Source organism: Butyrivibrio sp. AE2032 (genome assembly GCF_000702965.1).
In genome coordinates, this window is sequence record NZ_JNLF01000003.1 from 2,381,696 (window position 1) to 2,399,981 (window position 18,286).

Genomic DNA, 18,286 nt, shown 5'->3' on the forward strand with positions numbered 1-18,286 from the left:
AATGAGCGATTTAAGAAAAGTGTCATCCAATCCGCATGTGAGAAGTAAGACCACCACATCCAATATCATGATGTGGGTTATAATAGCTCTTTTGCCAACAACAGGCTATGGTATTTACAACTTTGGACTGAATGCACTTATTATAGTTTTATTGTCTGTAGCAAGCTGTGTGCTTACAGAGTTTCTTTATGAAAAGGCCCTGAAAAAGCCTGTCACTGTGGGAGATTTCTCTGCAGCGGTAACAGGTCTTTTGCTGGCCCTTAACCTGCCATCTACAGTGCCGTGGTGGATCCCGGTTCTTGGCGGTATCTTTGCTATCATCATGGTTAAGCAGATCTTTGGAGGTCTTGGACAGAACTTCATGAACCCTGCACTGGGTGGAAGATGTTTCCTTGTTATCTCTTTCCCTGCTATCATGACCAACTTTATTACAGATACATATACAGGAGCCACACCACTGGCTAACCTTAAGAACGGCGTTGAGCCAAGAGTTATGGACATGATCATCGGTAATACTGCCGGTACCATCGGTGAGACATCTATGCTCTGCATCGTTATCGGAGCCATGATCCTGTTTGCAGTTGGTGTTATTGATTACGTGATCCCATTCACCTACATCATCACCTTCTCACTTTTCGTTCTTCTCTTTGGCGGATATGGATTTAACTTCTACTATCTGGCTGCACACCTTGCAGGTGGCGGACTTATGCTTGGTGCCTTCTTCATGGCAACAGACTATGTTACATGTCCCATCACTCCAAAGGGCAGAGTGATCTACGGTGTGATCTTAGGTCTTTTGACCGGAATCTTCCGTATCTTCGGTGCTAACGCAGAGGGCGTTTCCTTCGCTATCATCATTTCAAACCTGCTTGTACCGCTTATTGAGAAATTCACAATACCAAGAGCCTTCGGTATTAAGAGAACAGCAAAGAAGGAGGCGAAAAAAGCATGAACGATACAAAGTCTATGATCAAGAATGCGCTTATCCTTTTTGCTATCACATTAGTTGCTGGTGTTCTTTTGGGAATCGTTTATCAGGTAACAAAAGAGCCTATCGCTTACCAGAACAAGCTTGCACAGGATAAGGCTAATCAGTCAGTATTTGCTGCTGCTTCAACCTTTGATGATGTTGCAACAGACGAAAGCGGCGCTTTAGCTGCAGTTACAGATTTTACCGGAGTTACCATCGAGAGCGTAAAAGAGGCTAAGGATGCTTCAGGCTCTGTTCTTGGATATGTAATCCAGGTTAAGTCAAAGGGCTACGGCGACTTCATCACCTACACAGTTGGTATCACCAATGAAGGTAACGTAAACGGAATTTCTATCATCTCAATTGCTGAGACTCCGGGACTTGGAATGAACGCTGAAAAGGTTGTTGTTCCACAGTTCGTAGATAAGGCAGCTACTGTATTTGGCGTTGCAAAGAACGGTCAGGTCACAGATCCAAACACACAGATCGAGGCCATCTCCGGAGCAACAATCACATCAAAGGCAGTTACCAATGGTGTGAATGCAGCAGTTACTTATTTCAATAATGTATTGAAAGGAGGTCAGTGATGAGTATGGATGCTAAAAAAGGCGCTTTAGGTTTTAAGGCCAATACTCCGGCCGAGAGATTTTTCAACGGTCTCATTGCTGAGAACCCTACCCTTGTACTTATGATCGGTATGTGTCCGACACTGGCTGTTACATCATCAGCTATCAACGGACTTGGAATGGGACTTGCAACTACATTTGTACTTGCACTTAGTAACGCAGTTATTTCTGCTCTGAGAAAGGTAATTCCTTCGACAGTCAGAATTCCTTCTTTTATAGTAGTAATAGCTTCCTTCGTAACACTGGTTCAGCTTCTTATGCAGGCTTACCTTCCATCACTTAATGCAGCTCTTGGTGTGTACATTCCACTTATTGTTGTTAACTGCATTATCTTCGGAAGAGCCGAGGCATACGCAAGCAAGAACGGAATCGTACCTGCCTTCTTTGATGGTATCGGTATGGGAATCGGATTTACCTGTGCTATTACCTGCATTGGTCTCATCAGAGAGTTCATCGGCGGAGGAACAGCCTTTGATGTTCAGATCCTTGGTGAGGGCACAGTAGTTCCTGGACCTGTAGGCGCATTCCTTTCAGGATATCAGCCAATCTCAATCTTCATCCAGCAGGCTGGAGCCTTCTTTGTACTGGCATTCCTTATTGCCATCATGAACAAGGTTAAGATGAATATGGCTAACAAGGGAAAAGACACATCGAAGTTCGGTCAGGGATGCTGCTCATCTGCAGAGGAAGCAGCTGCTGACAAGATCATGGAAGAAAAGGAGGCTAAGAACTGATGGGAGAACAGATTTTAAGTCTTGTTGCGCTCATGCTTAGCGCTTCACTTATTAATAATGTAGTACTTAGCCAGTTCCTTGGACTTTGTCCTTTCCTTGGTGTTTCCAAGAAGACAGATACAGCCCTTGGAATGGGAGCAGCCTGTGTATTCGTTATCACAATGGCTTCACTGGTCTGCAGTATCATTTACAAGTTTATCCTTGCTCCTTTGGATCTTTCTTATCTTCAGACCATAGTATTCATTCTTGTTATTGCGATGCTGGTTCAGTTCGTTGAGATGATCCTCAAGAAATATGTGGTTTCTCTGTATCAGGCACTGGGCGTTTACCTTCCTCTGATCACAACAAACTGCGCAGTTCTTGGTGTAGCTCTTAACAACGTAACTGATGGATACTCAATTCTTCAGAGTGTGGTTTGTGGTTTTGCAACTGCTGTAGGATTTACGATCGCTATCGTTATCCTTGCAGGTCTTCGTGAGAAGATGGAGTACAATGATATACCTGCTCCGTTTAAAGGGATGCCCTTAGTTCTTTTAACATCAGGACTTATGGCAATTGCATTCACAGGCTTCTCAGCTCTGAAATAATCGGCACCTATTAATAAGGAGATTAATCTTATGGTAACTGGAATTATTATTGCAACATGTGTGGTTGCAGGCGCCGGTATCGTCATCGGACTGATCCTTGGCGTTGCAGACCTTAAGCTCCATGTTGATGTAGACGAAAAGGAAGCTGCCATCTTAGAGGCACTTCCCGGTAATAACTGTGGTGGTTGTGGATTCCCCGGATGTTCCGGATGCGCTGCAGCCATAGCAAAGGGTGAAGCTGCTGTCAACCAGTGTCCTGTAGGAGGAGCACCGGTGGCAGAGATCATCTCAGGGATCATGGGCGTTGAAGCCGGTGATTCCACAAGAATGGTGGCATATGTTCACTGTCAGGGAGATTGCGAAAAGGCAAAGAGCAAATATGATTACAACGGAGTGCCTGATTGTAGACTCCAGACCCAGGCTCCGGGCGGCGGATCAAAGACCTGCTCCTTTGGCTGTCTCGGTGGCGGAAGCTGCGTATCCGTTTGCCAGTTTGATGCCATCCACGTAGTGAACGGAGTGGCAATGGTAGATAAGGAGGCTTGTAAGGCCTGCGGTAAATGTATCGATATCTGCCCAAGACATCTCATTGACCTTATTCCATATGATGCAACTCAGGTTGTTTCCTGTAAGTCACAGGATATGGGTAAAGATGTAAATCAGTACTGCTCAGTTGGATGTATTGCTTGTCACATCTGTGAAAAGAACTGTCCTTCTGGAGCGATCACAGTTGAGAATAATGTAGCTGTTATCGACCAGGAGAAGTGCACACACTGCGGAACCTGCGTAAGCAAGTGTCCTAAGAAAGCTATAAAGGCTGTATGACGCATAATAACTAAATTCTAAAAGTCATGTCCCATTTATAAAGGGCATGACTTTTTTTATTTGCATTTGTTTAGAATTATAAAGTCAAGTTGTATAGTTATAAACTAAAAATAAAACAACTCTTAAGGGCAAGTGAATATATAGTTAAGAAACAAATGGTAACCACAATATGATGATTTTTATGATTACAATATCCTTACAATGATTTCAAGAAGCACAGTTATGGCTGTTTATGTATAAAAATATGAGAGGGAGATAGAAATCTCAAGTTCAGAAGTAAAAGTAGCTTAATCCTAGAAAACATCTGGGATTGAGCCACTTTTACTTCTGAACTTGAGATGCCACAAGGGCTTGCGGATGATTTATAATCTATTCAACTTCTGAACTCGGGAGATTTCAAATAATAACCAATAATAAAAATTCTAAAGAGTTGCGAAAAATCGCAGCTTTTTAACACTTAATGAAAAAACGTGTAAAATAGATATATGAAAATGATACATTTAAATATCATCTTAGAGAAAATCCCGACAGTTCTATTGCTGTCGATAAACGCAACTAATGTCTGCCATTGCAATAAATGGCAAGGGGGCATGTGAAGTGAAGTGGAAAAGGATACTGGCAGGTATAATACTTGTCCTGGTTATTATAGGTCTCTGCTTCGGATGGATCTATTACATGAAAAGAATAAGGACAAAACATCCGGATTTATCAGTAAATTCCAGAGACAGCATAGTCTATGATGCTGATGAAGAAATCGAACTGACAAATGCAAAGTATAATGACCCGCAGTTTTATGAAAAAGCAACAAAGATAGAAGGATACAAGGCATCGCAGCACAAGGTATCTTTGGTTTTTGCAGGTCTGACAACTCCGACGGAAATGCAGAAGATCCTTGATCTTCTAGATGAATATGATATCAAGGCCACATTTGTCTGCGATGGAGTTTCAGCATCTGAAATACCGGATACTGTGAATGATATCAAAAAGCGTGGAAACATATTGGCAAACTATGGAATGAATATGGAAACGCATTGGGAAACGCTTGATGATGATACTATCCTTGATACTGTTACCCGCACCCAGGCGATTTTAAAGAGGATAACGGGAGAATATCCGAACTATGTTATGGGAAATGCAACGCAGATAAACAGAAACATGCTTTACCTTATGGCCTGCGCAGATATAGACAATTATATTTCGCCCACAAAGTTCATTAATCAATCAAGTTTTAAAGATTTTGGAGAAGCGCTTGGCTTTGTAGAAAAAGTACCCGGCGGCTCAATAATCTGTATCAAAATAAACGACACTCTCGATGAGATTGAGTTTGAGGCCTACGAGGTTGATGAGCGTCCTGCAGATGACAAGCAGGCTTCGATAAAAGAAGATCAGCCCCAAAAGCTCTCTGCAGTAGAAACGACTGACCTGCTACTTGAGGCCTTAGATACTACAGAGACTGCAGTCGTACCTTTAGATGAACTTCATAATGAACCTGACCCGTCTATAGACAAGCGTTTTTCTGACAAAGAACAGGCATCTGATTTTGAGGTGGAAAAATCTGCAGCTCAGGATCCGGCATTTTTGGGTAAGGCACTGCTTATAGGTGATTCGCTTACACTTGCTCTTTCCTATTATCCTGTTATCGATGAGCACGCGCAGTTTTGTGCTTACAAGTCAATTACACCGATGCAGTTTGTCAATAATATAAAGGTCGCCGGTCCAAACAATAAAGAGGTAGCTATATGGGATGAGGTATGCAGCAAACATCCGGACAGGATCTATATGTTGCTCGGTACCAATGCTCTGGCAAGCGGAAGCAACAAGTCTTTCATGGTATATTATGAAAAACTTACAGATATGCTCATAGAGCAATTTCCGGATGTGCCGATCTACATTGAAGGAATACCGCCGGTTACTGATGAGGTATCAAATACACGAATAACGCTGAATAACGGAAGAATAAGAAAGATAAATGTTGAGATTGCCAAGATGGCAAAAGAAAAGAACTGTTACTACATTGATCTATACACAGCACTGTCAGATTCAAAGAAAGCACTTCCTGTAGCTATTGCGCAGGAAGACGGGATACATATGAATCAGGAAGGTTGTCAGAGATGGATTGACTACCTTCTAAGCCACAAGGCAAAAGACGACAAATAATGGAATTTCTCGATAAGATCAAAAAAAAGAATAAAAATAAGGTTGATGAGGATGTCCTGCTCCATGTAAAGAAAGACAGAAGGTCCCTTCCGGATGTCCCTTCCGTTGCAGGCAAGAGAAAGCTTACAGACAGAAGAGGTGGAATGGAGGAATCCGAAAAATCCTTCAAGGAGCAGACCGAAAAAAGACAGCTTGGCATAAGATACCTCAACGCTTATGAGGTTTATGTCAGGATTAAAAAGGATGGAAAAAAATATAGCTTTATAGCCAAGTCCTTTGATGTCTCCATGACCGGAATTGGTTTAAAAGTGACCGAAATGGAAAAAAACATCCTGGAAAATGCACAGGACATCCGGATAAAGTTCCATGTTGAACCCGGAACCCTGCCTGAGGGTTTCGAGATGAATATTAGAACCGGTGCCAGAGTGACGAGAACAACGAGGGTTCACCCCGGCCGGTACCAGGTTGGTCTTATATACACTGAAGACCTTGCCGAGTATGCGAAAAAGAAAAAGGACAGGTATATTCTGACCATGTCCTCCGCGCTTTTATTCTTCATCAGCCTTTTCATCCTGCTTATGCGCTCAGAGAGCATTATTTATCTGAAGTATAACAGCGTATTGTACTTATATAGTATTATTGCCGCAGTTTTCCTACTGAGCCGCTATCTGTTCGGCGCATTATACAGGCCGGTTAAGATTGATCCGGACTTCACTCCGGGGGTAACTGTCATAATACCCTGTTTTAATGAAGAAGAGTGGATCCAGAGAACCATTCTAAGCTGTGTGAATCAGAATTATCCCACTGATAAACTGGAGGTTATTGTTGTTGATGACCAGTCATCGGATAAGTCTGTAGAAAAGATCAAGGAGCTGATAGAACAGCTGGAAGAGTCCGAGGAAGAGGAGTTTAAGATCAAAGAAAGAGTTACATATATGGTGCAGCCTAAGAACGCCGGAAAGAGAGAGGCTCTGGCCGCAGGCCTTAGAAAGGCCCAGCATGAATATGTCATATTTGTAGACTCTGACAGTTTCCTTGAACCATATGCCGTAAGAAATCTGGTTCAGCCTTTTAAGGATCCCAAGATGGCAGGCGTTACGGGCCGAACCGATGTGGCAAATACCTATACCAATTCACTGACAAGGCTTCAGTCGGTAAGATACTACATAGCATTCAGAATTATGAAGGCGGCAGAGAGCTTTTTCCACTGCGTAACATGCTTATCAGGCCCGCTTTCCTGCTATAAAAAAGAACTGGTCATGGAGAATCTGGATAAGTGGCTCAATCAGACGTTTCTTGGTCAAAAGGCTACTTTTGGTGATGACAGGTCACTGACTAACATTATGCTGCGAAATTACAGGACTTATTATCAGGATACAGCTATCTGTTCGACTATAGTTCCGAATAATCATAAGGTATTCTTAAAGCAGCAGATGAGATGGAAGAGGTCGTGGCTCAGAGAGTCCTTTACCGCCGGAACCTTCATCTGGAAAAAAGAACCTTTTGCGGCAGTATTCTTTTATATAGGACTTTTTGTACCGATCCTTGCGCCGGTAATTGTTATTTATAATCTGTTTTACGTTCCATTAACCCGTTATGTATTTCCGACAACCTTCATTGTCGGCATGGTCATGATGGCTATGATGATGAGCACTGCGCAGCTGTTTCTGCGAAAGAGCTCAACCTGGATATATGGCTTTTTATTCTGTATGTATTATGAAATAGTTCTCTTATGGCAGATGCCTATAGCAATACTGACATTCTGGAAGTCCACATGGGGAACCAGAATGACAACAAATGACGTTGAATACATGGAGAAAAAGAAGAAATCAAGAAAGAAGAAACATGGAAGCGGAAAAGGAACAGAAGAAGAAAAAGAAAAGGAAAATATTTGAGACCAAGACGGACGTCATTGTTTTTATCCGGTCTGTATTCGAGCTGGTCGTTATCGGAGTAGTTCTTTTCATGCTGATTCGTCTGTTTGTGACTCCTGACAGGTATATTTCTTATGATAAAAATGATGCAAACATAGTGCCAGGTAGTGACAATGGGTTTATCTGTATCTCCTATGTTGGGGTTGACCGCACGGGAACCGACACTCTGGTTGCTGACGATGACCTGGAACAGCAGCTTGCGGTACTGAAGGAATTAGGATATGTAACTATTACCCAGCAGGATATAATTGATTATTACGAAAAGGGAGCGTCACTTCCTGATAAAGCTCTTTTCCTGGTCTTTGAGGACGGAAGAATTGATACAGCTATGTTCTCACAGCCGGCCCTTGAACGTAATAATTTCATTGCCACGATGCTCAGCTACGGAAATAATCTGGAAGGCAAGGACTCCAAGAAGCTTAGCGGAAAAGACCTTGTAAAGCTCGAAAAAAGTACATTCTGGGAAAATGGTTCCAATGGATACCGTTTGTCTTACATCAATGTATTTGACCGCTATGGCAGATTTCTTGGCGAGATGGATTCCCTCGAATTCAATGCGATAAAGCAGTATCTGGGAAGAGAATACAACCATTACCTGATGGACTATTATCGCGATGAGAATTATATGCCTGTTGAGTCTTATTCGCAGATGCGGGAGAGGATCAGTTATGACTATGAACTGATGCAGGACGCGTATTTGAAAGACCTTGGATATGTTCCCGGATTATATGCCATAATGCATTCCAACACGGATATGTTTGGCAATAACGTGCGTGTCAGCGAAGTGAATAAGGAAAACATGGAAAAGCTCTTTTCCCTAAACATAAACAGAGAGGGCTACGCTGTAAACACAATTGATGAAGATATGTTTGATCTCACAAGACTTCAGTCCCAGCCATACTGGTCTGTAAATCATCTTCTCATGAGAATATGGGATGATCTGGATGAGGCAAACAAAAGCAATATCAAGTTCGTAAAAGGTGACAGGACTAGAGGAGACCATTGGGATACACAGGTTGGCGTGTCAGAATTTGAGGGAAATGAGATATTCCTGGTGTCACTTCCGGATTCCAAGGGCCTTCTTTCCTTAAAGGACAGCTCTGCTTACAAAGACATCAAGCTTGAAACGACTCTCACCGGTAACTATTGCGGAGATCAGTCCATAATACTCAGGAGTAATGAGGATTCAGGCAGCGGGATAAAGATAACATTCCGGCTCAGGGACATGATTGTAAGCGATAACGGAACAGAGATCGCCAAAGTAGATCTTGATAAGATCATGGGAGTCAAGTACGACTCCGTAGATGAGGATAAAAGAAATTCACTTGCCGGGGAATACAAGATGCGCTCCGATAGCGCAAGAAACTGGGAAGAGAGTATGGCCTACAGCATGGAGGGCAAGGAAATATCCGACCAGGAGGCCCAGAGCGTTGAAGAGGGAGCTCAGCCATATATTCCTACAATTGAGGCACATATCCCTGCTGAATGGAAGGTTATTATAAACCTTAAAGATGATAAACTTGATGTATCGGTAAACGGATATGATGCTCTGGTTAACTGCAGCGTAAACGCAGCGTCAGGGGGAAGTGTCAAACTTGAGGCAGCAGTCCTTCCTGAGATGGGATACAGGCAAAGAAATATTGCGGATGATGTCTATGAAGCACGTTTCGAGGATCTTGTGATCACAAGTCTGGCACAGAAAGACTTTGAGACTGTTTTGTATGATAACAGGCTTCATGGAAAAGAAAATGTATTTTATGTTGTTGTTACCTGGTGGAACAGGGTAATCGACTGGTTTGTGGAGAATCTGTAAAGAAATGAAAAAAACAATAATTTTGATGATGGCTATGCTGTGGGTGCTGCTTGTAGGCTGTGACAGCAACCAGAGTGTAGAGAGCGAAACTCCCAAAGAGGAGGTACCGGTTTTAGACGTGCAGGAAACAAAAAACGAAGCAGTGGATAGCGGTGAGGCTGTTAAAACGCAGGATGTAAGCCGTAACGCAGCCTGGTGTGTTTACTGGGATCCGTCTCCTGCAGACAGCGCTGATAAATACTCAAAATATTCTGACCTGGTACTGTTTGGATGCATATATTCTGAAGATTATTCACTATATATCCCTGATAAGCTGTATGAGCTGGCATTAAAGTTCAGCAATAAGAACGTATCATCCGGTCAGGAAACCTATTTGTCATTTATCAATGATGTCATGCATGCTGACGGCACTTCGACGCAGAAGTCTACTGATTTTCTTAAGGCTGTGCTATCAGATCCGGAATTATCGGACAGAGTCATCGACGACATGATAAAGAAAGCTCAGACTTTTGGAGTCAATGGGATAGAGCTTGATTACGAGAATGTTCATAAATGTGATGGATTTTGGGCTGAGTATCTTGATTTTGTGGAAAAGCTCTATTCGCGGGCCTCGGCAGCTGGCTTGAAGCTCAGAGTAGTACTAATGGTTGCAACACCTGTAAGTGACCTGAATTTCATCAAGGGACCGCAGTACGTTGTAATGTGCTACAACCTGTATGGAAATCATAGTGGCCCCGGTCCCAAGGCAGACGAAGAGTTTTTGAAAAAGACATATGACAAGTTCAAAAGTATTGATGCGGGCTACGCTCTTGCAAATGGCGGGTTCGAATGGGGGCCAAATGATAAAGCCGTACGTTCTCTTACAGCCGCTGATGCAGCAGCACTGGCAAAAGAGAAAGGCGCAGAGGTTACACGCGATGGAAGTGGAGCTCTTACCTACTCATTTCAGTCCGATGACGGAAAACACACCGTATTTTACGGAGATGAACAGACAATCGACAGGTGGAGCAGTATCCTGAAAAATACTGCAAATGGCAATGTCGGGATAAGTCTTTGGAAACTTGAATAACATTTTTTAGCAGGAGAAATAATACTATGAGAAGAATAATTACCACAATAATGGCAATGCTGATCTGCCTATGTGCTATTACAGCCTGCGGCTCATCAAATGAAGCACCCGAGGATAGTGCGGTTAATGTATCGCTGGACGATGTCGTTAATAAGATCAAATCAGTTAATCCTGTCGCTGATGAGAGAGTGATCGATGATTTTGCGGTTGAAAATGAAATGGGGCTTGACCCTGCAATCATAGACCAGTACAAGGGTGTTGTTACAAACTCACAAAGTGACTGCTCCCTGATATTTGTCGCAAAAGCAAAAGACGGCAAGACAAGAGAACTTAAGCAGCAGCTGACAGACTATCTGACAGGACTGGCAGCCAATGATCTTTATGTGGAGTTTGCAGATAAAATCGAGAAGACCAAACAGGCCAGGGTTCTTGTATATGGTGATTATGTTGTTCTGGCAATAGCAGGACTTAATGTTGATAATGATGTTGTGGTAAAGGCGATAAGTGAAGCGTTTGGAGAATAATATCTATGCTCTTTAACAGTACAGCGTTTTTATTGTTCTTTTTCCCAGTGGCGTTATTACTCTACTATATTGCACCTGACAAGATGAAAAACGGAGTTCTTCTTTTGGAGAGCATAGCGTTTTATTCTTATGGTGCGCTTAAATATGTGCCATTATTATTGTCCCTTATAGTATTGGATTATGCGCTGGCCCTTTGGATGGGCTCACAGGGCATTAAGCGCTCCGGGAAGAAATTCATTCTGATAGTCGGAATCGTCGTAAATGTTGTTCACCTTTTGATATTCAAATATGGAATACATATTTCTCAGATATTTGAAACGATCGGAATGGGATATTTTGATCTTGCAGCTATCATTCCCCTTGGATTTAGTTACTATTCTTTCAAATCAATAAGCTATCTATGCGATGTTTATTATGACAGATGTGAGCCTGAGAAAAATATCATTGATTATGCAACCTATGTCACGATGTATCAGCAGATAATAGTTGGCCCGATCATCAGATATGTCGATATAAAAGATGCTCTTAAGCAAAAGAGCTCCAGGTTTGACCTTGAAAGATGTTCGCGGGGAATAAGACAGTTTGTTTATGGCCTGGGTAAAAAGGTCATTCTCGCTGATTCACTTGGACTTATGTGGCAGGAAATTTCAGCAGCGGACGGACTGTCACTTTCACAGGCATCTTCGGGTGTGGCCTGGCTTGCGGTCATATCATATTCGCTTCAGCTGTACCTTGATTTTTCCGGCTATTCGGATATGAGTAACGGCCTGTCAAAGATAATGGGATTTGAATGTAAAGACAACTTTGACTATCCGTATTGCGCTACCAGCTTTGCCCAGTTTTGGAGAAGATGGCATATCACTTTGACGGAGTGGTTTAGAGACTATGTATACATCCCACTTGGAGGCAACAGAGAAGGGCTTTCAAAGCAGATTTTTAACATGCTTGTTGTGTGGATTCTGACAGGAATATGGCATGGATCAACTGTCAATTTTCTTATATGGGGAGTGTATTGTTTTGGCATACTTGTTTTAGAAAAGCTCCTGATTGACAGAGTAATAAAGAACGAGCATATCAGAAGGATATTCACTATCTTCGCAGCCGTTGTTGGATGGGGAATCTTTGCTTCATTTGGAAAGATATCTGTAGTGGATTTGTTTGCGAAGCTGTTTTCATTTTCAGGAGGAATATCAGCCGGGTACTATATCAGGAATTATGGCGTTGTCATTATCCTTTCAGTACTTGTATCAGGAGGTATATACAGATTCCTGCAAAAGAGCGTGTTCCGCCGCGTGTGGGTTGAGAATGCGATCACATTACTGCTCCTTTTTGTTTGTTTTGCGTACGTAGTTGGAAGCACCAATAACGCAGCTCTCTATGCTACATTTTAGGATAAACTATTATGGATGGATCCCCTACTAGGTCAAATAAACTTAATAACCTGATATTGATCATTGGTGCGTTAGCATTTATTGTCACAATTGGCATCGCAACACTTATGCACCCCAGGGCGCAACTGCTGGAGAGGGAGAACCGGAAAGCAGCCTCCGCACCGAGTATGACTGCAGAAGAATTGATCAATGGAAAATATGGCAAAGGTCTTTCTACGCATATAAATGATAATGTTGCACTGCGCCAATTCTGGATAGACGCCTGTTGCTTTATAGATGAGATGATCCTGATGAAGACGGAGGAGAACGACATTCTCATTGGAGGCCAGTCACGGCTCTTTGCAAAGCATTTCAAAGGCTATGGAGATGATAGTCAGATTGATAAGAACGTTGGTGAAATCGAGAAATTTGCTTCGGAGAGCGATATTCCCATATATGTCATGATAGTTCCATCAGCCGGATCAATAAATCCCGAGATGCTTCCGAAAGCTGCTCCCCAGGAAAATGAATATGAAAAACTATCGGAGATAAATAGCAGTCTTTCTTCAGTATGTAACGTCGTAGATGTATTTCCGGTTTTGACAGAACACAACAGCGAGTATATATATTTCCGAAACGATCATCACTGGACGACCTTGGGAGCATATTACGCTTATACTGAACTGGCTAAGTGCCTTGGCAGGGAAGTGGCAGACTATAATCTGGGAAATGCGGTAGAAGCAGGAGATTTCCTTGGCACTCATTACGCCAAGTCGAGATATTTCAAGGCTATCCCGGATATAATTACGTATTTTCCTACAGATACAAATATTAACATCATGAAAGTAGTGGGGGATGCACAGTTTGAAACAGAGCGGCAGATACCCATGATCAATACTGAGAAGCTCACAAGTTATGACAAATATGCGGCTTTTCTGGACGGAAACAATGGTTATACGATAGTTCCCGGCAAAGGATCCGGCCGTATCCTGATAGTAAAAGACAGCTTTGCTAATTGCCTTGTACCCTTAATGGAAGATGATTTTGAACAGATAGGAGTTGTCGATTACAGAAATTATGCGTACGGCCTGAGCAATCTCGTAGAAAAAGAGCATTACGACAATATCGTAATACTCTATTCATACGCAACACTTGAAACAGACAACAGACTTGTATATATAAACAAGCCAAGATAGTAAGAATTTTAATCCCTGGGTCTCATGTAGAAATTACCAATTACTTCCTCAGTCCTTACGGTATTGATGAAGGCATTTGGGTCGATTTCCCGGATTTTAGGGATTATTTTTCGTGTATCGGCAGCGCTTACTATGGAGTAGACAATCTTTTTGTTTTTATGGGCAAAAGAGCCTTCACCGTCTATGAGGGTTGCACCATGTCCGCAGCCTTTTTCTGTGGCGACACTTTAATTGTGATATACTTTTATATATAAATGTATTTACACAGGAGGACGTGTTATGGAAACAAAGAGGGAAAAGAGTTGGCTCAGTGCCCTGATCATTGGCCTTTGTGTGACAGCCAGCTGTGTAGCTCTGGCTTTTGGCCTTTCACATTTCAGATCTGAGAGCGTACACACAATAGCAGCCACAGGCGGAGCCAACGTTGATTTTGCGCATCTGCAAACGGTGCAAACGGTGCAGCAGCTAACGGTGCTGGCAACGGAGCAAACGGAGCAAATGGTGCAGCTGGCAACGGAGCAAACGGAGCAAATGGTGCAGCTGGCAACGGCAGCTTAACAGGCGGAAATGGCGGCGTAAATCCTATCATCGCTAACATCGGTGACGAAGAGACAGCAAGAGCAGCATTCGCAAACATCGACGACGAAGATACAGCAAAGGCAGCATTCGCTAACATCGACGACGAAGATACAGCAAAAGCAGCATTCGCAAACATCGATGATGAAGATACAGCAAAGGCAGCAGCTCCTGTAGAAGAGCAGAAGAAGATGGGATTCCCATGGTGGATCCTCCTTATCCTCGGAGCGCTTGGAATTTCTAAAGAGGAGTACGAAAGAAGAAAAGAAGCCAAGAAGAACGCTGACAACAACGATAACATCACACAGTAATAAGTAATAAAAAGTAGATAATCTCTCTCTCAAACACACACACATATACCAAGGAAAAGAGCGGATCCCCCAGGACCCGCTCTTTTTCTGTGTGATCAATAGCTTTTGCTGCGTCAGTTTCGAGATAAACATGTCCCCAGAGCATAATTTATTGGTCGTTCTTGCCATCCTTGACCCCTGCAAATCAGGATGCTTGTTCATCTTCACCGATGGCGATTGACTCATGAGCAGCTGGCGGATGAGTGAGATATATTTTGGGGCAAAAGCCATGTATTCGCGTACTTTAAGGTGGATGATTTTGGTGAATAATACATAAAATGATCCATATACGGGAGAAAAGTCATGCTTTGGACTCTATAAAGTTTGTATTTATGAATACTGTAATGTATAATGTATGTAAATAAAAACATTAGGAGAAAAATGGACGATGGGTAAAAGAAAAGCACTATTATTTCCACAAACGGCAAAGAAACTTCAGATAGTTGGTGAACAGATCAAGCTTGCTCGTTTGCGTAGGCATCTTACAGCAGAAGATGTTGCTGAAAAAGCGCGTGTTGGTCGTACAACAGTAGTGCAAATTGAAAAGGGATCTCCATCTGTTTCAATGGGGATGTACCTGGCTGTCCTTAATGCGCTGGGGCTTCAGGATGATATTCTACTTCTTGCCAAAGATGATGAGCTTGGCAGAACCATACAAGACCTTGATCTTAAAACTCCTCGAAGGGTAAAGAAACATGAGTAAAAAGAAAGAAATTTTTATTTATGCCGGATGGCTGAATGATGATTATATAGGTACAATCCATTCCGAAGTTGTCAGCGGAAATGAGGTTGTTTCTTTTGAATATAGCCGCGAATGGTTACAGGAGCATTCATCCTTGATACTAGATCCTACCATTCCGCAGGTAACATATCGCTCATATTCGATGGACAAACAACTCTTTGGTGCTTTTGAGGATTCATGTCCTGATAGATGGGGACGGAAGTTAATAGATAGACGAGAAGCATTATATGCTATCAAAGAAAAACGAGCACCGAGGAAATTCTTTGAAACAGACTATCTACTTGGTGTTCAGGATAACTACCGACTTGGTGGATTTCGATTTAAAATTGAACCTGATGGGGAATTCTTAGAAAATGATATCCTTCCAGTACCGCCCATCACAGCAATAAGAGAGCTTGAACAGATATCCCTCGGTTATGAAAAGGATTCTGACAATCGATGGGTAGAGCAGCTTGTTGCCACTGGTTCATCTCTTGGAGGAGCTCGGCCAAAGGCAAATGTAGCAGATACGGATGGATCACTATGGATAGCTAAATTCCCATCTCAAAATGATACATATGATGTAGGAGCATGGGAAAAAACAGCAAATGATCTGGCTTTAAAATGTGGCCTTAATGTCCCTGAATACAGACTTATGAAGCTAAGTGAAAACGGAAGCACATTTTTATCAAAAAGATTTGACCGATCATATCTTGATGGTAATACAAAACGTATTCATTATGCATCTGCTATGACCATGCTTGGAGCCAGAGATGGTAATACTGACGGGCTTGGTTATTTAGATTTGGCTGAAGTAGTGGAGAGGCTGACGCACAACACGGAAAAGAATTTGCATGATCTATACAAACATATGCTGTTCGATATTGCTATATCTAATCAGGATGATCATTTAAGAAATCACGGATTCTTACTTTATGGTGATTCATGGGAGCTGTCTCCCGTCTTCGATATCAATCCGGTAGCCAATGCGCAGTTCTTGAATATGAACATTGATATAGACAGTGGTTTTAGATCATTTGATAAAGCATTGGAAACCTGCGAGTTTTACCATTATAGCAAAGATGAAGCAGGCAGACTTATAAGGGAATTCTCAGAAATAATATCTAATACATGGAAAGAAACTGCTTCAAAAAATGGCATAAAAGAGAGCGAGCAAAAATATATGTCATCGGCCTTTAGTCTGGCAGAAGAGACCTATAAGATGTATGGCTAAGCGCAACTATCGCTTGGGGGAAACAGATATAATCCCCCATTCTTGTGCTATACTTATATACATAAACGCATATACAGAGGAGGACGTGTTATGGAAACAAAGAGTGAAAAGAGTTGGCTCAGTGCCCTGATCATTGGCCTTTGTGTGGCAGCCAGCTGCGTGGCTCTGGCTTTTGGACTTTCACATTTCAGATCTGAGAGTGTACACACAATAGCAGCCACAGGTGGAGCTAATGTAGATTTTGAATCAGACGTGATCATCTGGAGAGGTTCTTTCTCCGCCCAGGATTATACATCCAAGTCAGCCTATGACAAGATCAAGAACGATTCCGCTCAGGTCAAGAAATACCTGATGGATAACGGTGTTACAGAGGATGAGATCGTCTTCAACTCCGTTGATATTTACAAAACCTACCGTGATATCTATGATGACAACGGCAATTACATCGGAAGAGAGCAGGACGGTTATAGCCTTCAGCAGAGCGTTGTTGTAACCTCCAGCGATATCGATAAGGTGGAAAAGATATCTCGAGACATCTCTACGCTCCTGGAAACCGGCGTGGAATTCACCTCTGATGCACCTGAGTACTACTACACAGGTCTTGATGAGCTCAAGCTTGGCCTCATCGAGAGTGCAACACAGAATGCAAAAGAGAGAATCGACATTATGGCAAAGAACTCCGACGCCAGGATCGGAAAGCTCCGTAACTCAAGCCTTGGAGTGTTCCAAATCACCGCCAAGAATTCCGGTACCGGAAGCTACTCCTATGATGGAGCATTTGATACATCATCAAGACATAAAACTGCTTCAATAACCGTAAGACTTGAGTATGATCTTAAGTAAAACACAATATATTGTATAACCAAAGTATAAAAGTCATGTCCAAATTATAAAGGACATGGCTTTTTTTATACTAAATTGTTTATAATTATTAACCCCCTATGACCCTTCATAAACCAATCCTAAATATGCTCTGAATAGTGCGTAAATACGCACTTTTCGGGGCTTTTATGATGTATTATATGATTGTAGAGCCGATAAAATATGTATATAGAAGATGAGAGGAATATACATTTTGAGATAAAAAGGGGGCAGGCAACATGAAGAGGACAAGATTTATAAATGAAATTGCCAGAAGGGTGGCTGTACTTGCAGCTGTTATAGCCCTTGCCTTTGCAGCACCATTAACAGTATCAGCAAGTGAGCTGAATAAATATGATGCCCAGACAATAACAACCACAAACATCGAAGAAGGCGAAGCAGTCAAAGCAGCAGAACCAGAAACACCACCAGCTCACAAGCCACTCTGGATACTCCTGGCAATGCTTGCAGCAGTCGGCGCATCAATAGAAGTAATCGACTTAAATAGAAACAAAGAGTAATACATCATATGAGTATAGATAGTAAAGGCGGATCCGTAAGGGTCCGCTTTTTTATGGGCTTTTTATCCCTTTGTGGGCCGAGAAATTTCATAGAATAATCATAAAAAGTTAACAAATTACAAAAAAAAGTTTGGATATGATGTTTTGTATGATTGGGTGACGTGTATGATTACTTCGGCAGTTAAAACAAGTTTCACAAGTTTTTTTTGAGAGGAAAA

General features: G+C 42.2%; 17 protein-coding genes and 1 pseudogene. 17 read left to right on the forward strand and 1 reads right to left on the reverse strand.

Going from position 1 to position 18,286, the window contains the following annotated elements; translation table 11 throughout:
• Position 1 precedes the first annotated feature (1 nt).
• The 12 genes from BO18_RS12390 (at position 2) to BO18_RS12445 (ending at position 13,805) form a co-directional block, all read left to right on the forward strand.
• Positions 2-952, forward strand: coding sequence for an RnfABCDGE type electron transport complex subunit D (locus tag BO18_RS12390; protein ID WP_034446540.1), 951 nt, complete (start codon positions 2-4; stop codon positions 950-952).
• Positions 949-1,557 (forward strand): RnfABCDGE type electron transport complex subunit G, encoded by a 609-nt coding sequence (locus BO18_RS12395; RefSeq protein WP_034446541.1) that lies wholly within the window; start codon positions 949-951, stop codon positions 1,555-1,557. Before BO18_RS12390 ends, BO18_RS12395 begins: the two co-directional genes overlap by 4 nt.
• Entirely contained in the window at positions 1,557-2,330 is a 774-nt protein-coding gene (rsxE, locus tag BO18_RS12400; RefSeq protein ID WP_081861007.1) for an electron transport complex subunit RsxE, read from the forward strand. The genes BO18_RS12395 and rsxE overlap by 1 nt, the downstream gene beginning before the upstream one ends.
• Positions 2,330-2,917 carry an electron transport complex subunit RsxA gene (gene rsxA, locus BO18_RS12405; RefSeq protein WP_034446542.1) on the forward strand — a complete coding sequence of 196 codons (588 nt, stop codon included), beginning with the start codon at positions 2,330-2,332 and terminating at the stop codon, positions 2,915-2,917. Before rsxE ends, rsxA begins: the two co-directional genes overlap by 1 nt.
• A gap of 30 nt (positions 2,918-2,947) precedes the next feature.
• Positions 2,948-3,742: an RnfABCDGE type electron transport complex subunit B gene (locus BO18_RS12410; protein ID WP_034446543.1), complete on the forward strand. Its 795-nt coding sequence runs from the start codon at positions 2,948-2,950 to the stop codon at positions 3,740-3,742.
• Between the two features lie 597 nt (positions 3,743-4,339).
• A complete protein-coding gene (locus BO18_RS12415; protein ID WP_034446544.1) occupies positions 4,340-5,899 on the forward strand; it encodes a GDSL-type esterase/lipase family protein in 1,560 nt (519 codons plus the stop codon).
• Positions 5,899-7,794: a glycosyltransferase family 2 protein gene (locus tag BO18_RS12420; protein WP_034446545.1), complete on the forward strand. Its 1,896-nt coding sequence runs from the start codon at positions 5,899-5,901 to the stop codon at positions 7,792-7,794. The genes BO18_RS12415 and BO18_RS12420 overlap by 1 nt, the downstream gene beginning before the upstream one ends.
• Positions 7,745-9,646 carry a hypothetical protein gene (locus BO18_RS12425; protein ID WP_051688697.1) on the forward strand — a complete coding sequence of 634 codons (1,902 nt, stop codon included), beginning with the start codon at positions 7,745-7,747 and terminating at the stop codon, positions 9,644-9,646. Before BO18_RS12420 ends, BO18_RS12425 begins: the two co-directional genes overlap by 50 nt.
• A gap of 4 nt (positions 9,647-9,650) precedes the next feature.
• The gene (locus BO18_RS34335; RefSeq protein WP_185752418.1) at positions 9,651-10,715 is read left to right on the forward strand and encodes a hypothetical protein; all 1,065 of its coding nucleotides are present in this window, start codon (positions 9,651-9,653) and stop codon (positions 10,713-10,715) included.
• 26 nt (positions 10,716-10,741) lie between these two features.
• The gene (locus BO18_RS12435; RefSeq protein ID WP_034446546.1) at positions 10,742-11,239 is read left to right on the forward strand and encodes a DUF4358 domain-containing protein; all 498 of its coding nucleotides are present in this window, start codon (positions 10,742-10,744) and stop codon (positions 11,237-11,239) included.
• Positions 11,240-11,244: 5 nt separating this feature from the next.
• On the forward strand, positions 11,245-12,630 hold the full coding sequence (locus tag BO18_RS12440; protein WP_034446547.1) for an MBOAT family O-acyltransferase: 1,386 nt from the start codon (positions 11,245-11,247) through the stop codon (positions 12,628-12,630).
• A 290-nt stretch (positions 12,631-12,920) separates the two neighbouring features.
• Positions 12,921-13,805, forward strand: coding sequence for a DHHW family protein (locus BO18_RS12445; RefSeq protein WP_185752419.1), 885 nt, complete (start codon positions 12,921-12,923; stop codon positions 13,803-13,805).
• 8 nt (positions 13,806-13,813) lie between these two features.
• Here the strand turns inward: BO18_RS12445 and BO18_RS36500 are convergent.
• Positions 13,814-13,993, reverse strand: a pseudogene (locus tag BO18_RS36500) (DUF2179 domain-containing protein); the annotation flags it as partial.
• A gap of 91 nt (positions 13,994-14,084) precedes the next feature.
• On the opposite strand from BO18_RS36500, the gene BO18_RS12450 reads away from it, so the two are divergent.
• The 5 genes from BO18_RS12450 (at position 14,085) to BO18_RS12470 (ending at position 18,068) form a co-directional block, all read left to right on the forward strand.
• On the forward strand, positions 14,085-14,363 hold the full coding sequence (locus BO18_RS12450; RefSeq protein WP_034446549.1) for a hypothetical protein: 279 nt from the start codon (positions 14,085-14,087) through the stop codon (positions 14,361-14,363).
• A 756-nt stretch (positions 14,364-15,119) separates the two neighbouring features.
• On the forward strand, positions 15,120-15,434 hold the full coding sequence (locus BO18_RS12455) for a helix-turn-helix domain-containing protein (protein ID WP_034446551.1): 315 nt from the start codon (positions 15,120-15,122) through the stop codon (positions 15,432-15,434).
• Positions 15,427-16,686 (forward strand): type II toxin-antitoxin system HipA family toxin, encoded by a 1,260-nt coding sequence (locus tag BO18_RS12460; RefSeq protein WP_034446552.1) that lies wholly within the window; start codon positions 15,427-15,429, stop codon positions 16,684-16,686. Before BO18_RS12455 ends, BO18_RS12460 begins: the two co-directional genes overlap by 8 nt.
• 90 nt (positions 16,687-16,776) lie before the next feature.
• On the forward strand, positions 16,777-17,529 hold the full coding sequence (locus BO18_RS12465; protein WP_034446553.1) for an SIMPL domain-containing protein: 753 nt from the start codon (positions 16,777-16,779) through the stop codon (positions 17,527-17,529).
• A gap of 257 nt (positions 17,530-17,786) precedes the next feature.
• Entirely contained in the window at positions 17,787-18,068 is a 282-nt protein-coding gene (locus tag BO18_RS12470) for a hypothetical protein (RefSeq protein ID WP_034446554.1), read from the forward strand.
• The last annotated feature ends 218 nt before the right edge of the window (positions 18,069-18,286 follow it).